Annotated in this window: 14 protein-coding genes; 7 read left to right on the forward strand and 7 right to left on the reverse strand. The window is 60.8% G+C overall.

The annotated features are described in order from the left end of the window. The first annotated feature begins 38 nt into the window (after positions 1–38). On the forward strand, positions 39–1,373 hold the full coding sequence (locus tag HKK53_RS24795; RefSeq protein ID WP_169372951.1) for a DEAD/DEAH box helicase: 1,335 nt from the start codon (positions 39–41) through the stop codon (positions 1,371–1,373). 122 nt (positions 1,374–1,495) lie between these two features. Here HKK53_RS24795 and HKK53_RS24800 read toward each other — a convergent pair whose 3' ends face one another. Beyond that, positions 1,496–2,737 carry a TIGR03862 family flavoprotein gene (locus tag HKK53_RS24800; protein WP_178117464.1) on the reverse strand — a complete coding sequence of 414 codons (1,242 nt, stop codon included), beginning with the start codon at positions 2,735–2,737 and terminating at the stop codon, positions 1,496–1,498. A 187-nt stretch (positions 2,738–2,924) separates the two neighbouring features. Then, the gene (locus HKK53_RS24805) at positions 2,925–3,845 is read right to left on the reverse strand and encodes a histone deacetylase family protein (RefSeq protein ID WP_169372953.1); all 921 of its coding nucleotides are present in this window, start codon (positions 3,843–3,845) and stop codon (positions 2,925–2,927) included. An 86-nt stretch (positions 3,846–3,931) separates the two neighbouring features. On the opposite strand from HKK53_RS24805, the gene HKK53_RS24810 reads away from it, so the two are divergent. From HKK53_RS24810 to HKK53_RS24820, 3 genes are all read left to right on the forward strand, one after another. After that, the gene (locus HKK53_RS24810) at positions 3,932–4,501 is read left to right on the forward strand and encodes a GNAT family N-acetyltransferase (RefSeq protein WP_123404763.1); all 570 of its coding nucleotides are present in this window, start codon (positions 3,932–3,934) and stop codon (positions 4,499–4,501) included. Between the two features lie 106 nt (positions 4,502–4,607). Next, positions 4,608–5,477 carry an acyl-CoA thioesterase II gene (gene tesB, locus HKK53_RS24815; protein WP_169372954.1) on the forward strand — a complete coding sequence of 290 codons (870 nt, stop codon included), beginning with the start codon at positions 4,608–4,610 and terminating at the stop codon, positions 5,475–5,477. Then, positions 5,474–6,067, forward strand: coding sequence for an HAD family hydrolase (locus HKK53_RS24820; protein ID WP_169372955.1), 594 nt, complete (start codon positions 5,474–5,476; stop codon positions 6,065–6,067). Before tesB ends, HKK53_RS24820 begins: the two co-directional genes overlap by 4 nt. Before the next feature lie 118 nt (positions 6,068–6,185). Here HKK53_RS24820 and HKK53_RS24825 read toward each other — a convergent pair whose 3' ends face one another. The 3 genes from HKK53_RS24825 to ypfJ (HKK53_RS24835) form a co-directional block, all read right to left on the reverse strand. Beyond that, entirely contained in the window at positions 6,186–7,145 is a 960-nt protein-coding gene (locus HKK53_RS24825; RefSeq protein WP_169372956.1) for an alpha/beta fold hydrolase, read from the reverse strand. Beyond that, positions 7,146–8,039 carry a KPN_02809 family neutral zinc metallopeptidase gene (ypfJ, locus tag HKK53_RS24830; RefSeq protein WP_169372957.1) on the reverse strand — a complete coding sequence of 298 codons (894 nt, stop codon included), beginning with the start codon at positions 8,037–8,039 and terminating at the stop codon, positions 7,146–7,148. A gap of 151 nt (positions 8,040–8,190) precedes the next feature. Further along, on the reverse strand, positions 8,191–9,048 hold the full coding sequence (ypfJ, locus tag HKK53_RS24835) for a KPN_02809 family neutral zinc metallopeptidase (RefSeq protein WP_169372958.1): 858 nt from the start codon (positions 9,046–9,048) through the stop codon (positions 8,191–8,193). Positions 9,049–9,283: 235 nt separating this feature from the next. Here ypfJ (HKK53_RS24835) and HKK53_RS24840 point away from each other — a divergent pair, with 235 nt between their 5' ends. Beyond that, the gene (locus HKK53_RS24840) at positions 9,284–10,162 is read left to right on the forward strand and encodes a DMT family transporter (protein WP_169372959.1); all 879 of its coding nucleotides are present in this window, start codon (positions 9,284–9,286) and stop codon (positions 10,160–10,162) included. Between the two features lie 38 nt (positions 10,163–10,200). On the opposite strand, the gene HKK53_RS24845 is transcribed toward HKK53_RS24840, so the two are convergent. Then, positions 10,201–11,517: an MFS transporter gene (locus HKK53_RS24845; protein WP_237150603.1), complete on the reverse strand. Its 1,317-nt coding sequence runs from the start codon at positions 11,515–11,517 to the stop codon at positions 10,201–10,203. Between the two features lie 291 nt (positions 11,518–11,808). Between HKK53_RS24845 and quiC the strand changes: the two genes are divergently transcribed. Continuing rightward, positions 11,809–13,710 (forward strand): 3-dehydroshikimate dehydratase QuiC, encoded by a 1,902-nt coding sequence (gene quiC, locus HKK53_RS24850; RefSeq protein WP_169372961.1) that lies wholly within the window; start codon positions 11,809–11,811, stop codon positions 13,708–13,710. Positions 13,711–13,812: 102 nt separating this feature from the next. Next, entirely contained in the window at positions 13,813–14,490 is a 678-nt protein-coding gene (locus HKK53_RS24855; RefSeq protein WP_169372962.1) for a TetR family transcriptional regulator, read from the forward strand. 100 nt (positions 14,491–14,590) lie between these two features. Here HKK53_RS24855 and HKK53_RS24860 read toward each other — a convergent pair whose 3' ends face one another. Then, positions 14,591–15,445: a shikimate dehydrogenase gene (locus tag HKK53_RS24860; protein WP_169372963.1), complete on the reverse strand. Its 855-nt coding sequence runs from the start codon at positions 15,443–15,445 to the stop codon at positions 14,591–14,593. Between the last annotated feature and the right edge of the window lie 4 nt (positions 15,446–15,449).

Below are 15,449 nucleotides of genomic sequence, written 5' to 3' on the forward strand. Positions count from 1 at the left end.
CATCGCACACCCGCTCCGCTTTTTCCTACGGTAATCCCATGACTTTCGCCTCCCTTGGCCTGATCGAACCCTTGCTGCGCTCTCTTGAGACGCTCGGCTACCAGACGCCTACGCCGGTCCAGGCGCAAGCCATTCCGGCGGTGCTGGCCGGTCGCGACCTGATGGCTGCGGCCCAGACCGGCACCGGCAAGACCGCCGGTTTCGCGCTGCCGCTGCTGCAGTTGCTGGCCATGGAAGGGCCGAAAGTTGCCTCCAACTCGGTGCGTGCGCTGATCCTGGTGCCGACCCGCGAACTGGCGGAACAGGTTCACGAAGCCGTGCGTCAGTACGCCGAGAACCTGCCGTTGAGCACCTACGCGGTGTACGGCGGTGTCAGCATCAACCCGCAGATGATGAAGCTGCGCAAAGGTGTCGATGTGCTGGTGGCGACGCCGGGTCGTTTGCTCGACCTGTATCGCCAGAAGGCGCTCAAGTTCAATCAGCTGCAAACCCTGATCCTCGACGAAGCCGATCGCATGCTCGACTTGGGCTTCTCCGAGGAACTGGGGAATATCTACCGCGTGCTGCCGAAGCAGCGTCAGACGCTGTTGTTCTCCGCGACCTTCTCTGATGCGATCCGCTTGCTGGCCGGGCAAATGCTCAATGATCCGCTGAGCATCGAAGTCAGCCCGCGCAACGTTGCTGCCAACACGGTCAAGCAGTGGGTTGTGGTGGTGGACAAGAAGCGCAAGCCGGAGCTGTTCATTCATTTGCTGCGCAAGGGCAAGTGGAAGCAGGTGCTGGTGTTCGCCAAGACCCGCAACGGCGTGGACGCGCTGGTGGAAAAACTTCAGGGCCTGGGCGTCAATGCCGACGGTATTCACGGCGACAAGCCGCAGGCAACCCGGCAGCGGGCGCTGGATCGGTTCAAGGCCAGTGAGATTCAGATTCTGGTGGCCACCGACGTTGCGGCCCGCGGTCTGGATATCGAAGATTTGCCGTTGGTGGTCAACTTCGACCTGCCGATCGTGGCTGAGGACTACATCCATCGCATTGGCCGTACCGGCCGTGCGGGCGCTACCGGTGAGGCGATTTCGTTGGTGTGCGCTGATGAAGTGAATCAGCTGTCGGCCATCGAGATGTTGACCCGTCAGACACTGACTCGCCAGACCGAGCAGGATTTCGAGCCTGAGCATCGGGTGCCCGATACTGATTCCACTGGCCAGGTGGTGAAGAAGCCGAAAAAACCGAAGAAGCCAAAGACCTCGGGTGGCGGTAAGCGCAACCTGGGTAAGTGGGTGGAGAGCGGGGATGCTTCGGCGGTGGAACCTTCGATCAAGCCTGTGCGAAAAGTGCCGGTGTTTAACACTGGGCCGCGTAAGAAGAAGCCTTGATCCAGTGATCGTTCCCACGCTCTGCGTGGGAATGCCTCAATGGACGCTCTGCGTCCGCTGTTGGGACGCGGAGCGTCCCGGGCTGCATTCCCACGCGGAGCGTGGGAACGATCAGTCAACGATCAGGTTCGGTGTTTCAGCCAGTCTGCAATTCCAAACCCCGCCGCCCGCCCACTGGCGAAACACCCGGTCAGCAAATAGCCCCCCGTCGGCGCTTCCCAATCCAGCATTTCCCCCGCGCAGAACACGCCAGGCAGTTGCTTGAGCATCAGTCGTTCATCCATGGCTTCAAACTTCACGCCACCGGCACTGCTGATGGCTTCGTCCAGTGGCCGGGTTTTCACCAGCGTCAGCGGCAATGCCTTGATCGCCTTGGCCAGCAACGCCGGGTCGGCGAAGCAATCGGCAGCCGTCAGCTCCCGCAGCAACGCCGCTTTGACGCCATCAAGACCTAACTGGCTGTGCAAGTGTTTGGACATCGAGCGCGAACCGCGCGGTTTGTTTAGCGCCGCTTGCACTTTATCCACAGGCCGGCCGGGCAACAGGTCGATATGAATGGTCGCCGAGCCCAGCAGGTTGATGGCCTCGCGGATCGGCGCCGACAACGCGTAGATCAAACTGCCTTCAATCCCCGTTGCGGTAATCACGCACTCGCCGAGACGCGGAATGTCGTCATTCAAGCCGATGGCGATATTTTTCAGCGGCGCACCAGCGAATTTGCTGACCATCAATTCGCTCCAGGCCTGCACCTCGAAGCCGCAATTACTCGGCTGCAAAGGCGCGAGTCCTACGCCGCGTTGTTCCAGCGGCAACATCCAGGCGCCGTCCGAACCCAGGCGCGACCAACTGCCGCCGCCGAGGGCGAGCAGGGTGGCGTCGGGTTTAACCGTGATTTCACCTTCGGGGCCAGCGATACGTAAATCGCCGCGGTCATTCCAGCCGAGCCAGCGATGACGGGTGTGGATAACTACGCCGGCATCGCGCAGGCGCTTGAGCCAGGCGCGGAGTAGGGGGGCGGCTTTCATGTCCGTAGGAAATACCCGGCCGGAGCTGCCGACAAAGGTTTCGATGCCCAAGTCATGAATCCACTGGCACAGGGCATCGGCACCGAAGGATCGCAGCAGCGGGGCGATCTGCGGCGCCCGTTCGGCGTAGCGTGAGAGAAATGCCGGGTAGGCTTCGGAGTGGGTGATGTTCATGCCGCCGACGCCGGCCAGGAGGAATTTTCGCCCCACCGAAGGCATGCCGTCGTACAGGTCGACCTTGATTCCGCGCTGGCTCAGCACCTCAGCGGCCATCAGGCCTGCAGGGCCACCGCCGATGATGGCGACGTGAGGGGGAAGGGCTGGGGCGGATGGGGTCATGGCGAGAGCTGCGGCGTGGCGGAATAAGCCGCGCATTCTATCAGCACCCATCGACGCGGGCGTGCTGGTAAAGGCTGGTCAAAAAACAACCAGTCCTTTGTAAGCCATAGGGGGTGAGGCCTGTAGGCGCTTTCACTCAGGTTATCCACAGGCAGTTCCACAGGCATTGTGGGTAAAGATTCACAGCTCAATGACAACCTGATGACTGCCAGACCCGTTGCGCGCTGTGATGGAGAATGCCATGCCGCCGGGCCAGGGCCTGGCGGTCCTTGCTGTAGCCGCCGCCAATCACCCCGACCACCGGAATGTCCCGGCCCAGGCAATGGCGCATCACGCTTTCATCGCGCGCCGCAACGCCTTCGTCGGTCAGCTTCAGGTAACCCAGCGCGTCATCCTTGTGCACATCAACGCCGGCGTCGTACAGCACCAGGTCCGGCTGGTAGAGCGGCAGCAAATAGTTGAGCGCGTCGTCCACCACCTGCAAATAATCGGCATCGCCCATGCCTTTGGGCAGTGGAATATCCCAGTCGCTTTCGGCTTTGCGTGCGGGAAAATTCTTCTCGCAGTGCAGGGAAACGGTGATCGCGTCCGGGGTGTTGTGCAGGATTCGTGCAGTCCCATCGCCCTGATGCACGTCGCAATCGAAGATCAGCACCCGATTCACCCGACCGCTTTCCAGCAGGTAATGGCTGATCACCGCCAGGTCGTTGAAGATGCAGAACCCGGCCGGGTAGTCGTAGTGGGCGTGATGGGTGCCGCCGGCCAAATGACAGGCCAAGCCATGTTCCAGCGCCTGCTCGGCCGCCAGCAACGATCCGCCGACCGCCCGCACCGTGCGCCGGGCCAGGGCTTCGTTCCACGGCAGGCCGAGGCGCCGCTGGTCTTCGCGGGACAACTCGCCGCTCATGTAGCGTTCGATATACGCAGGGTCATGTGCGAGGGCGAGAATCTCGGCAGGGCACAGTTCCGGGCGCAACAAATCGGCGTCCCGGACCAGGCCGCTGTCCACCAGGTGATCGCGCAGCAGGCGAAACTTGTCCATCGGGAAGCGGTGATCCGCCGGGAACTCGGGGCTGTAGTCTTCGTGGTAGATCAGCGGCAGGGGCATTGTCAGAATTTCAACGGCAGCATGTAGGAATAAGTGAACGATCCTACCAGCGATGTAGACTCAAAGGATGGAAACGGAGGGGCACGATGGAGCCGATACTGGAACTCGAAAGCGCGCGACTGCTCTTGCGGCAGTGGAGCGATGAGGATTTGCCGGAATTTGCGGCGATGTGTGCCGATCCACAAGTGATGCGTTATTTTCCGGCCGCGCTGAGCCGCCTGGAATGCGCTTCGTTGATCGGGCGGATTCGCGGGCATTTTGCCGAGCATGGTTTCGGCTTCTGGGCGCTGGAGCGCAAGGACACCGGCCAGTTCATCGGGTTTACCGGGTTGGCGGTGGTCAACTTCGACGCGCCGTTCGTCCCGGCCACCGAAATCGGCTGGCGCCTGGCCCGCGAACACTGGGGCCTGGGTTATGCCAGTGAAGCGGCGTGGACCGCTCTGCGCTGCGGCTTTGACCGGTTGGCGCTGAAAGAGGTCGTGGCCTTCACCACGCAAACCAATCTGCCGTCGGAGAAAGTCATGCAGGCGATTGGCATGCACCATGATTCAGCCGACGACTTCGACCACCCGAAGCTCGCGGCCGATCATCCGCTGCGTCACCATGTGCTGTACCGCATCACCCGTGAACAATGGCTGCAAACCTTGCATGGATAAGCAGGCACGGACGTTTACAATGGCCGCCATGTTGGCTTGGGCCATTAACTGAATCGACCGCCGCAGCCATGACTGCGCGGCATTGCTTTGTGTGAGGAGAGCCTGAATGAGCCAAGTGTTGGAAGATCTGGTAGACCTGCTGACCCTGGAACCGATTGAAGAAAACCTGTTCCGCGGCCGCAGCCAGGACCTGGGTTTCCGTCAGTTGTTCGGCGGCCAGGTGCTCGGCCAGTCCCTGTCGGCGGCCAGTCAGACCGTTGAAGAGACGCGGCATGTGCATTCGATGCACGGCTATTTCCTGCGCCCCGGTGACGCCAAGTTGCCGGTGGTGTACCAGGTTGATCGGGTGCGCGATGGCGGCAGTTTCAGCACCCGTCGCGTGACGGCAATCCAGAAGGGCCACCCGATTTTCACCTGCAGTGCGTCCTTCCAGTACGACGAAGAAGGCTTCCAGCACCAGACCGAAATGCCACAAGTGGTCGGCCCGGAAAACCTGCCGTCGGAACTGGAACTGGCTCAACAGCGCGCGCATTTGATTCCGGAACACATGCGCGAGAAGTTGCTCTGCCCGAAACCGATCGAATTCCGCCCGGTGACCGAGACAGATCCCTACAACCCGCAAGCGACTGACCCGATCAAGTACGTGTGGTTTCGCGCCGACGGTGCCTTGGCCGATTCGCCGGCGCTGCACAAATACCTGTTGGCCTACGCCTCGGACTTCGGGCTGTTGACCACTTCGTTGCTGCCCCATGGCAAATCGGTGTGGCAGAAAGACATGCAGGTCGCCAGCCTCGACCATTCGTTGTGGTTCCATTCGGACCTGCGCGCCGATGACTGGTTGCTCTACGCCATGGACAGTCCGTGGGCCGGCAACTCCCGTGGGTTCTCCCGTGGCAGCGTGTTCAACCGCGCCGGGCAACTGGTGGCGTCCGTCACTCAGGAAGGCCTGATTCGCCATCGCAAGGATTGGGCATGAGCCTGGCCGAGGTGCGGCACTGGGTGTTCGACATGGACGGCACCCTGACGGTGGCCGTGCATGATTTCGCGGCGATCCGCGTGGCGCTGGCGATCCCGGCCGAAGACGACATCCTGACCCACCTCGCCGCATTGCCCGCAGATGAAGCAGCGGCCAAACATGCGTGGTTGCTGGAGCATGAGCGGGATCTGGCGCTGGGTTCGAAACCGGCACCGGGCGCGGTGGAATTGGTGCGTGAACTGGCCGGGCGCGGTTATCGCCTCGGCATCCTCACCCGTAATGCGCGGGAATTGGCCCATGTGACCCTGGAAGCGATTGGCCTGGCCGACTGCTTCGCGGTGGAGGATGTGTTGGGCCGTGACGAAGCGCCACCCAAACCTCATCCTGGCGGTTTGCTGAAGTTGGCCGAAGCCTGGAACGTGCCGGCGAGTGAGCTGGTGATGGTCGGCGATTACCGCTTTGATCTGGATTGCGGTCGAGCGGCGGGGGCGCGGACGGTGCTGGTGAATCTGCCGGAAAATCCGTGGCCGGAATTGGCGGATTGGCATGCGGCGGATTGCGTTGAGTTGCGGCAGATGTTGTTGGCTTGAGGCATTGGTTGTCTGGTTAATTGCCTTCGCGGGCAAGCCTCGCTCCTACAGGGCAATGCATTTCCAACCGTAGGAGCGAGGCTTGCCCGCGAAGGGGCCCTAACAGACAACATAAATCTCATTGCCCAAACAAAACCTTCTGCCCCTCAGGCGACGTAAACATCCCATCCCCGTTATGCCCGACCCCAGGCACTTCGACCAGACGCTGGTTCACGCCCTGTGGATTACGCCGCAGCAGATAATCAAAAAAGTTATGCCCGCGAACCAGGCGATAAGCCCCTTGGGCCTCGGCTTCGCAGCCCTTGTCGAGCGCCGGATGCTGCGGGTCGGTGTCCTGCTGTCCGAGCAGATAAGTCACATCACGCTTGATGTAGTTGCCTTCAATCTGCGAGGCCGTTTGCCCACCGGCATAGATCGGCATGTCGGTCAGACCATACTTCCAGCGATTGAAACCGCTGCACCGCGCATGATCGAACGCCACGGGCCGCTGCTCATTGAAGTAGGCGTAGGACGACGGGTTGGCCACCACGTAACGGATTTTCACCCCGGCCGCCGTGAGCGCCGGTTGATCGTGCGCCAGCAGTGCGTAGCGCTGAACCACCTGGCCGCCCCCGGAGTGGCCGGCAATGACGATTTGCTTCACATCCGGAAACTGTCGGCGGTCGGCGATCCGCTCGATGATCTGGTCGAGGGCCGCAAAGGAACTCACCGCAAACGGCGCGGTGGATAAACCGCCGGCCATCCAGTCATTACCCTTCCAGCGCAACACCGTGTCCGCCACGGGCTGGCGCACGACGTCGGTTTCATTGAGGAATTGCGGGGCGATCACCAAGGTATTCGCACTTTGCCCAGCCTGTTCGGCGGCTTGCTCGGCGCTGCGCCGGTAGGTTTCGGCATTGCGCAGTCGACCGTGGATGACGATCAGCACCCGTTCGATCCTGGCCGGCGCCGGGCCCATACCCACCGCCATCTCACCTTCTTTCAACAGCAGGCGCCCGGGGCTGATCTCTTTGACCCCGTGCTCGTCAGCCTGGGCAGTTGCGCAGGCGATCAACAAAACCAACAGCCATCTATGCATTTACAAATTTTTCGCCGCGAAGGTATCGCACTGGCCGACCTGGCCCTGGGCAAAACCGGTTTTAAACCAGCGCACCCTTTGCGCTGACGATCCATGGGTGAAGGAGTCCGGTACGACGCGGCCCTGACCTTGCTGCTGCAAGCGGTCGTCGCCAATGGCATTGGCGGCGTTCAAGGCTTCCTCGATGTCACCGGGTTCCAGCCAGTTCAAGCGCTTTTGCGCATTGTTGGCCCAGACTCCGGCAAGGCAATCGGCCTGAAGTTCCTGGCGCACCAGTAAACCACCATCGCCTTCCATCTGCCGGCCTTGCTGGCGAGCGGTCTGAATTTTCGCGGAAACGCCAAGCAACGTCTGCACATGGTGTCCGACTTCGTGCGCAATCACGTAGGCCTGGGCGAAATCGCCCGCAGCCGAAAAGCGTTGCGACATTTCCTGGAAGAACGCCATGTCCAGGTAAACCTTCTGGTCCGCCGGGCAGTAAAACGGCCCGGTCGCCGAGGTGGCCAGGCCGCACGCGGAGTTCACGCGGTTGCTGAACAGCACCAGGGTCGGGTTGCGGTATTGCTTGCCGGCCTGCTGGAAAATCTGACCCCAGGTGTCTTCGGTATCGCCGAGGATCGAACGCACGAATTCGGCGCCTTCGTCATTGGCCGGGGGCGCCTTGCGGGTCTGGCTCGTGGTCGGTGCCGACTGCTCGCTCATCTGCCCGGTCAATTGCCCGAGAATCTGCATCGGGTCCTGGCCGGTGATCCAGCCGATCCCGACGATCAACAGGATCGCCGTCAGGCTCAGGCCCTTGCCGCCACCAAAGCGCATCCCGCCGCCGCCCCCGCCGACATCATCACCACGGGCGTCGACTACGTTGTCGCTGCGTCGGCCTTTTTTCCATAGCATGTGGGATTCCTCTTTCTTTTCCGGGTGAAGAAGCGTGGTGATGAGTGTTGCTGGTGGGTTGGCGTGGCGCCAGCCCGGTCGTCAGACAGCCTTTCGCGCAGGCGGTTCTGTGCCTTGTACTGACATTAGCGGTTTCGTCGGCGGGAGGGTATTACAGGTCCACGCTGGTGAAGGTATCGCAGGTGTTGATCCGACCCGTGGCGAACCCGGATTTGAACCAGTTCGACCGCTGCTCTGAAGTGCCATGACTGAACGTTTCCGGTCGTATCGCGGCGTTTTGGGCGCGTTGCAAGTAATCGTCGCCGAACACGGCGGCGGCATGCAGGGCCGCGTCGATGTCTCCGGGCTCCAGCCAAGCCAGGCGTTTTTGCGCATGGTGCGCCCAGACGCCGGCGAGGCAATCGGCCTGCAACTCTGCCCGTACTTCCAGGCCGCCATCGCCGATTATCGGTTGCCGGTTGGCCAACGCTTTCTCGAAAGGTTCGGAGAGACCCAGTTCAAGCTGCACGTGATGGCCGATTTCGTGAGCGAGGACGTAAGCCTGGGCGAAGTCGCCGATCACCGAAAATTGCTGGGCCATCTGCGCAAAGAATTCAGGATCGAGGTAGACCTGTTGGTTATCGGGGCAATAAAACGGGCCGTTGCCTGTGTGGGCATAACCGCAGCCGGAGGTTACGTCATGGCTGAACAGGGTTAGTTTGGGTGGCGGGTAGTGGCGACCGGTCTGGGCGAAAAGTTGTTTCCAGGTGTCTTCGGTATCGCCCAGCACGGATTGGACGAACAGTAAGGTCGTATCGCCAGAGGGCTGAGGGGCGGTGGAATGAAACGGTGTGTCCGTTTCGACGGGCAGGATGTCCGGTGTCGTACCCAGCGCCGAGTAAAGTCCTACGCCCGCCAACGCGGCGGCGGCCAGTCCGGCGCCCAGTGTTTTCCCTGTGAGTTGGCGGGCATCCTTGCCCTCGCGCGTGTCATTGACGTTGTCGCTGCGTCTTGCCTTGTTCCATAGCATGTTGCGGTTTCTCCATAGACTGATAGAGGCGTGTATCGCCGCCGCCATGAATAACCGCATTGGCAAACGCGGTGTTGGAAAAATGTGTAAGGGTTGGTGAATCGCGTGTGATCCTTCGCGAGCAAGCTTCGCTCCTACAAGAGCGGGGCGTTGTTCGCACACTTTTATCGTTCGCCTGTGTAAGAATCTGGAACCAGGTTCTAAATTGTTGGAATTAAAATTCCAAAGGATTGCCATGACCCTCAGCACCCCTCTTTCCGGTGTAAACAAACCCTTCAAAGGGATTTTGCTGATCGTCGCCGCGACGTTCCTGTTTTCCAGCCATGACGCGTTGTCGAAATACCTCTCCGGCTTCTACCCGATCATCATGGTGGTCTGGGCCCGTTATCTGGTTCACACCTTGTTGATGGCCGGGATTTTTCTGCCGCAATCCGGGTTGCGTGTCCTACGTACCAAACGACCGTTGCTGCAACTGACGCGGGCGTTGTGCCTGCTGGGCACCAGCCTGTTTTTCACCACCGGGTTGTTGTACATCCCGTTGGCCGAAGCCACGGCGGTCAACTTTCTTGCGCCAGTGCTGGTCACCGCATTGTCGGTGCCGCTGCTCAAGGAACACGTCACCCGTGGCCAATGGATCGCGGTGATTTGCGGCTTCGTTGGCGTGCTGATCATCGTCCACCCTGGCGGCGAACTGTTTACCCCGGCGATATTGCTGCCGTTCTGCTCGGCGATGTTTTTCTGCTTCTATCAGTTGCTCACCCGCAAGCTCAGCCAGATCGACAGCCCGACCACCAGCAACTTCTTCGCCGGGCTGTGCAACACCCTGGTGATGAGCGCGCTGGTACCGTTCTTCTGGCAGGTGCCAACGCTGGGGCATGGGTTGTTGATGCTGGCGCTGGGGAGTTGCGGGATGACGGCGCATTTGTTTCTGACCCAGGCCTTTCGCTACGCCGCCCCGGCGTTGCTGGCGCCGTTTGGTTATTGTCAGATTGTGTTTGCCGGTCTGCTCGGTTGGCTGCTGTTTTCCCACACGCCGACCCTGACCACCGTGGTCGGGATCGCGGTGATTTGCTGCAGCGGGTTGGCGGCGGCGTGGCAACAGAGCCGTCGATAGCGGCAGGCCTGGCATCAGGCCTGCCGGGGTAGGGCGTTTCAGTCGGTGACGGTAGGAATCTTGCGCGGTGCCATGAAGTACATCCAGATCAGTGCGATGAAGTACATCGCCGGAATCAGAGTGAACAGCACCGTGTAGTTGTTGTTGGTGACGGTCAGGATATGGCCGACCAATTGCGTCATGAACATCCCGCCGATGGCCGCGCACATGCCGCCGAAACCAAACACCGTACTCATCATGTGTTTAGGCGTGTAGTCCATCACCAGGCTCCAGATGTTCGCGGTCCAGGCCTGGTGCGCGCCGATGGCCAGGGAAATCGCCGCCACCGCGACCCACAGGTTGCTGGACCCTGCGGCCATGATCACGCCGATGATGCAGCAGGCAAACAGCAACATCGACATCAGTCGCGCCTTGATCGGGTTGATTCCGCGGCCGATCAGGAAGGAGGACAGAATCCCGCCGCCGACACTGCCGAAGTCCGCCGTCAGGTAAATGATGATCAGCGGAATGCCCATCTGGGTCACGTTGATGCCCAGGTTGTATTGCTGATTGAGGAACGGTGGCAGCCAGTACAGGTAGAACCAGAACACCGGCGCGGTCATCGAGTAGGCGAGGGCGAAGGCCCAGGTGCCCCGCATGCGCAGGATTTTCGAGAACGGCACGCGGGATTGTTCCGGCTCCGCTTCCTCCTGGATGTAGTCCAGTTCCGATTGTTTGACGCTCGGATGCTCTTCCGGGTTGAAGTACTTCAAGCCCCAGAACAGCAGCCAGATCCCGCCCAGTGCCGACATGCACAGGAACGCGGCTTGCCAGCCCCACGCGTGGAGGATCAGTGGCAACAGCATCGGGGTGAACATCGCACCGACGTTGGTCCCGGCGTTGAAGATGCCGGTGGCCACGGCGCGTTCGCCTGCCGGGAACCACAACCGGGTGGTTTTCACACAGGCCGGGTAGTTCGCCGCCTCGGTCAAGCCGAGAATAAACCGACAGACCATGAAGCCTGCTGCCGACGTCGCCAGGCCATGGGCGCCGGTGGCCAGGCTCCAGAGCAGCACCGCGCAGAAGAACACGCGCTTGACGCCGACCCGGTCGATCAAACGGCCTTGCAGCACGAAGCCGATGGCGTAGCCGACCTGGAACCAGAAGTTGATGTTGGCGTAGTCCATCGCCGTCCAGCTCATTTCCTTGGCCAGGATCGGCTGCATGACGCCGAGTGCGGCGCGGTCGATGTAGTTCAGGGTGGTGGCGAAAAACACCAGCGCCAACATGCCCCAACGGGTTTTGCCGACGGCCATGGCACCGCGGATCTTGGCGCCGATGCCAGCGCTGGCAGGAGTCATGGAAGAACGCTCCATGGGAGAGCTTTGTGAAGGAGTCATGTAGGCCACCGATTATTTTTATGTGGTGTTCTGGGTCTTGGGTAACCGAGCCGAGCGGCTGAATGTCCGGGCTCAATGTGCAGTCGATGTTGGGCAGTGGACAAAAAATCGTCAATTCGCCAAGGGTCATTGTGTTCGATAATCGCACATAAAACTAACTGGCTAGTACACTTTGAATTGCTGTACGGGAGCTTGCGGCCAATAATTTATCCCAAGAAAAACGCGATCCCCGTGTAGGAGGGAACGCCCACCACCGGGAGTCGACCCATGCAGCGTTCCATTGCCACCGTTTCCTTGAGCGGCACCCTGCCGGAAAAACTCGAAGCCATCGCCGCCGCCGGGTTTGACGGGGTGGAGATTTTCGAAAATGACCTGCTTTATTACGACGGCAGTCCCCGGGAAATCAGACAGATGTGCGCAGATCTCGGGATCGCGATCACGCTGTTCCAACCCTTCCGCGATTTCGAAGGCTGCCGCCGCGATCGTCTGCCGCGCAACCTGGAACGGGCCGAGCGCAAGTTCGACTTGATGCAGGAATTGGGCACCGACCTGGTGCTGGTGTGCAGCAACGCTGCGGCGGATTCGATCGGCGATGAGCAGATCCTGATCGATGATTTGCACCTGCTGGCCGAACGGGCCGGCGCTCGTGGCCTGCGCATTGGCTACGAAGCCCTGGCCTGGGGCCGTCACGTCAATACTTATCAACAGGTGTGGAACATCGTTCGCCAAGCCGATCACCCAAACCTCGGCGTGTTGCTGGACAGTTTTCACACCCTGTCGCTCAAAGGTGACCCCAGCGCGATCGCCGAGATTCCGGGCGACAAAATCTTCTTCGTGCAAATGGCCGACGCGCCGATCCTGGCCATGGACGTGCTGGAGTGGAGTCGGCATTTCCGCTGCTTCCCCGGCCAGGGCGAATTTGATCTGGCGGGGTTCCTCGCACCGATCATCCAGAGCGGCTACACCGGGCCTTTGTCCCTGGAGATCTTCAATGACGGCTTCCGCGCCGCGCCGCCACGGGCCAATGCCGCCGATGGTTTGCGCTCGTTGCTGTACCTGGAAGAGAAAACTCGCCAGCGTCTGGCGCAAGTAGCCAGGCCTGTGGCCAATGTCGATATCCTGTTCGAAACGCCCAAGGCCAGCGAGTACAACGGCATCGAGTTTCTCGAGTTCGCGGTAGATGAAAGCCTCGGCGCCAAGCTCTCGCATTGGCTGGAACGCCTGGGTTTCGTCAAGGCCGGGCAGCATCGCTCCAAGAGTGTGAGTCTGCTGCGCCAGGGCGATATCAACCTGATCCTCAACTCTGAACCGTACTCGTTTGCCCACAGTTTTTTCGAGGCCCACGGCCCGTCGCTGTGCGCCACCGCCGTGCGGGTCAACGATAGCGCCAGCGCCCTGGCGCGCGCCGTGGCCTACAAGGGCCAGCCTTATCGCGGGCTGGTCGGCCCCAACGAACTGGAACTCGCCGCCGTGCGCGCGCCGGACGGCAGCCTGATTTACCTGGTGGACCAGGACGCCGATGTCTACGGCACCGATTTCAATCTGCAACCGACGGCCACGGCCAGCGGCGGCCTTAAACGCATCGACCACATGGCCATGGCGCTGCCGGCCGACAGCCTCGACAGCTGGGTGTTGTTCTATAAAAGCCTGCTGGATTTCGAGGCTGACGATGAGGTGGTGCTGCCCGATCCGTATGGCCTGGTGAAGAGCCGGGCGCTGCGCAGCCGGGACAGTTCGATCCGCTTGCCGCTGAACATTTCCGAGAATCGCAACACCGCAATCTCACACGCGCTGTCGAGTTATCGCGGCTCCGGCGTGCATCACATCGCCTTCGACTGCGACGACATCTTCGCTGAAGTCAGCCGGGCGAAAGAGGCGGGCGTGCCGCTGCTGGATATTCCGCTCAACTACTACGATGACCTCGCCGCGCGGTTCGATTTCGATGACGAGTTCCTCAGCGAACTGGCCTACTTCAACGTGCTGTACGACCGCGACGCCCAGGGTGGCGAGCTGTTTCATGTTTACACCGAGCCGTTCGAAGGGCGGTTCTTCTTCGAGATCATCCAGCGCAAGAACGGATACGCCGGTTACGGGGCGGCCAATGTCGCGGTGCGGCTGGCGGCCATGGCCAAGTCCCGAAGTGGTGCCGTACGTCAGGCAAAGTTGTAGGGAAATCGTAAACACGGGGTTAAACGGCGGCCGCGCGGCTTCCTTCACTGTGCGGCGCGGCCCATAATCGCCAGCCTGTGCAGTGATGGCCGTGAGCCCGCAATGACAATAATTTCAGAACGCTCCATCGCCTCCGGCGAGCCGCTTGTCGAGCCTCGCAAGAGTCGCAAGAACAACCCGGAAAAGACCCGCGAGAATATCCTGCAAGAGGCGATTGTCGAGTTCGTCCAGCAAGGGCTTTCCGGCGCGCGCGTCGATGCGATCGCCGAGCGCATCCACACCTCCAAACGCATGATCTATTACTACTTCGGCAGTAAGGAACAGCTGTATGTCGAGGTGTTGGAGAAACTCTACGGCGACATCCGCAGCACCGAAAACCGACTGCACCTGGCCGAGCTGGCGCCGGTGGAAGCGATTCGGCGCCTGGTGGAATTCACCTTCGACCACCATGACCGCAACGTCGATTTCGTGCGCATCGTCAGCATCGAGAACATTCACAACGCCGAGTATGTGAAGCGCTCCGATGTGATCAAGGCGATGAACAACACCATCCTCGATTCACTGAACGAGATCCTGCGTCGCGGTGCCGAAGACGGTGTGTTCCGGGCGGGCCTCCAGCCGCTGGATGTGCATTTGTTGATCAGTTCGTTCTGCTTCTATCGCGTGTCGAACCGCCATACGCTCGGTGAGATTTTTCAGGTGGATTTGCCGGATGAAGGCATCAAGCAGCGTCATCGGGCGATGATTTGCGAGTCGGTTTTGCGGTATTTGCAGGCCTGACGCCTTCGCGGGCAAGCCTCGCTCCTACAGGTTTGAGGTGTGCCGCACGATTTGGGTACGACAAAAATCCTGTAGGAGCGAGGCTTGCCCGCGAAGCTTTTCAACCATTCATGCTTTGAAAATGCGCCAGCATCCGCTGCGCATCCGGCACCACCCCACTAAACAACTCAAACGCCTTCACCGCCTGGAACACCGCCATGGTGCCGCCATCCAGTGTCCGGCATCCCAAGGCACGGGCGTTGCGCAGCAGTTCGGTTTCCAGCGGGAAGTACACAATCTCCGCCACCCACAATTCAGCCCTCAGTAACGCCACCGGCACCGGCGTGCCGGGCAGTTTTTTCATACCCATAGGCGTGGTGTTCACCAGGCCATCGGCCACCGCCAACGTGCTCGCCAGATCATGCCCAGCCACCGCTCGACCCGCACCGAAATGCTGATTGAGATTGTTCGCCAGCGCCTGCGCCCGGCTGTCGTCCACGTCGAAAATACTCAGTTGCTGTACGCCTTCACTCAGCAACGCGTGGGCCACTGCCGCACCCGCGCCACCGGCGCCCATTTGGACTACACGTTCACGGGCAACGTCCTGCAAGCCTCGACGAAAGCCTTCGGCAAAACCCAGGCAGTCGGTGTTGTGGCCAATGCGTTTGCCCTCCTTGAGCACCACCGTGTTGACCGCACCAATGCCACGGGCTTCCGGGGACAATTCGTCGAGCAGCGGGATGATTGCCTGCTTGCACGGAAAGGTGATGTTCAGCCCGGTGAAGTTCATGCGTTCGGCGGCCATCAGCAGATCGGGCAGGGCATTGAGGTCAAGCTGCAACTGATCGAGGTCGATCAGACGATAGAGGTAACGCAGCCCTTGGGCATCGCCCTCATGCTCGTGCAGCGCCGGCGTGCGGGACGCCTGAATGCCGGCGCCGATCAGCCCGGCCAGTACAACGTCGTTCTGAGACATGGCG

It is taken from the genome of Pseudomonas sp. ADAK7 (genome assembly GCF_012935675.1).
Taxonomy (GTDB): Bacteria; Pseudomonadota; Gammaproteobacteria; order Pseudomonadales; family Pseudomonadaceae; genus Aquipseudomonas.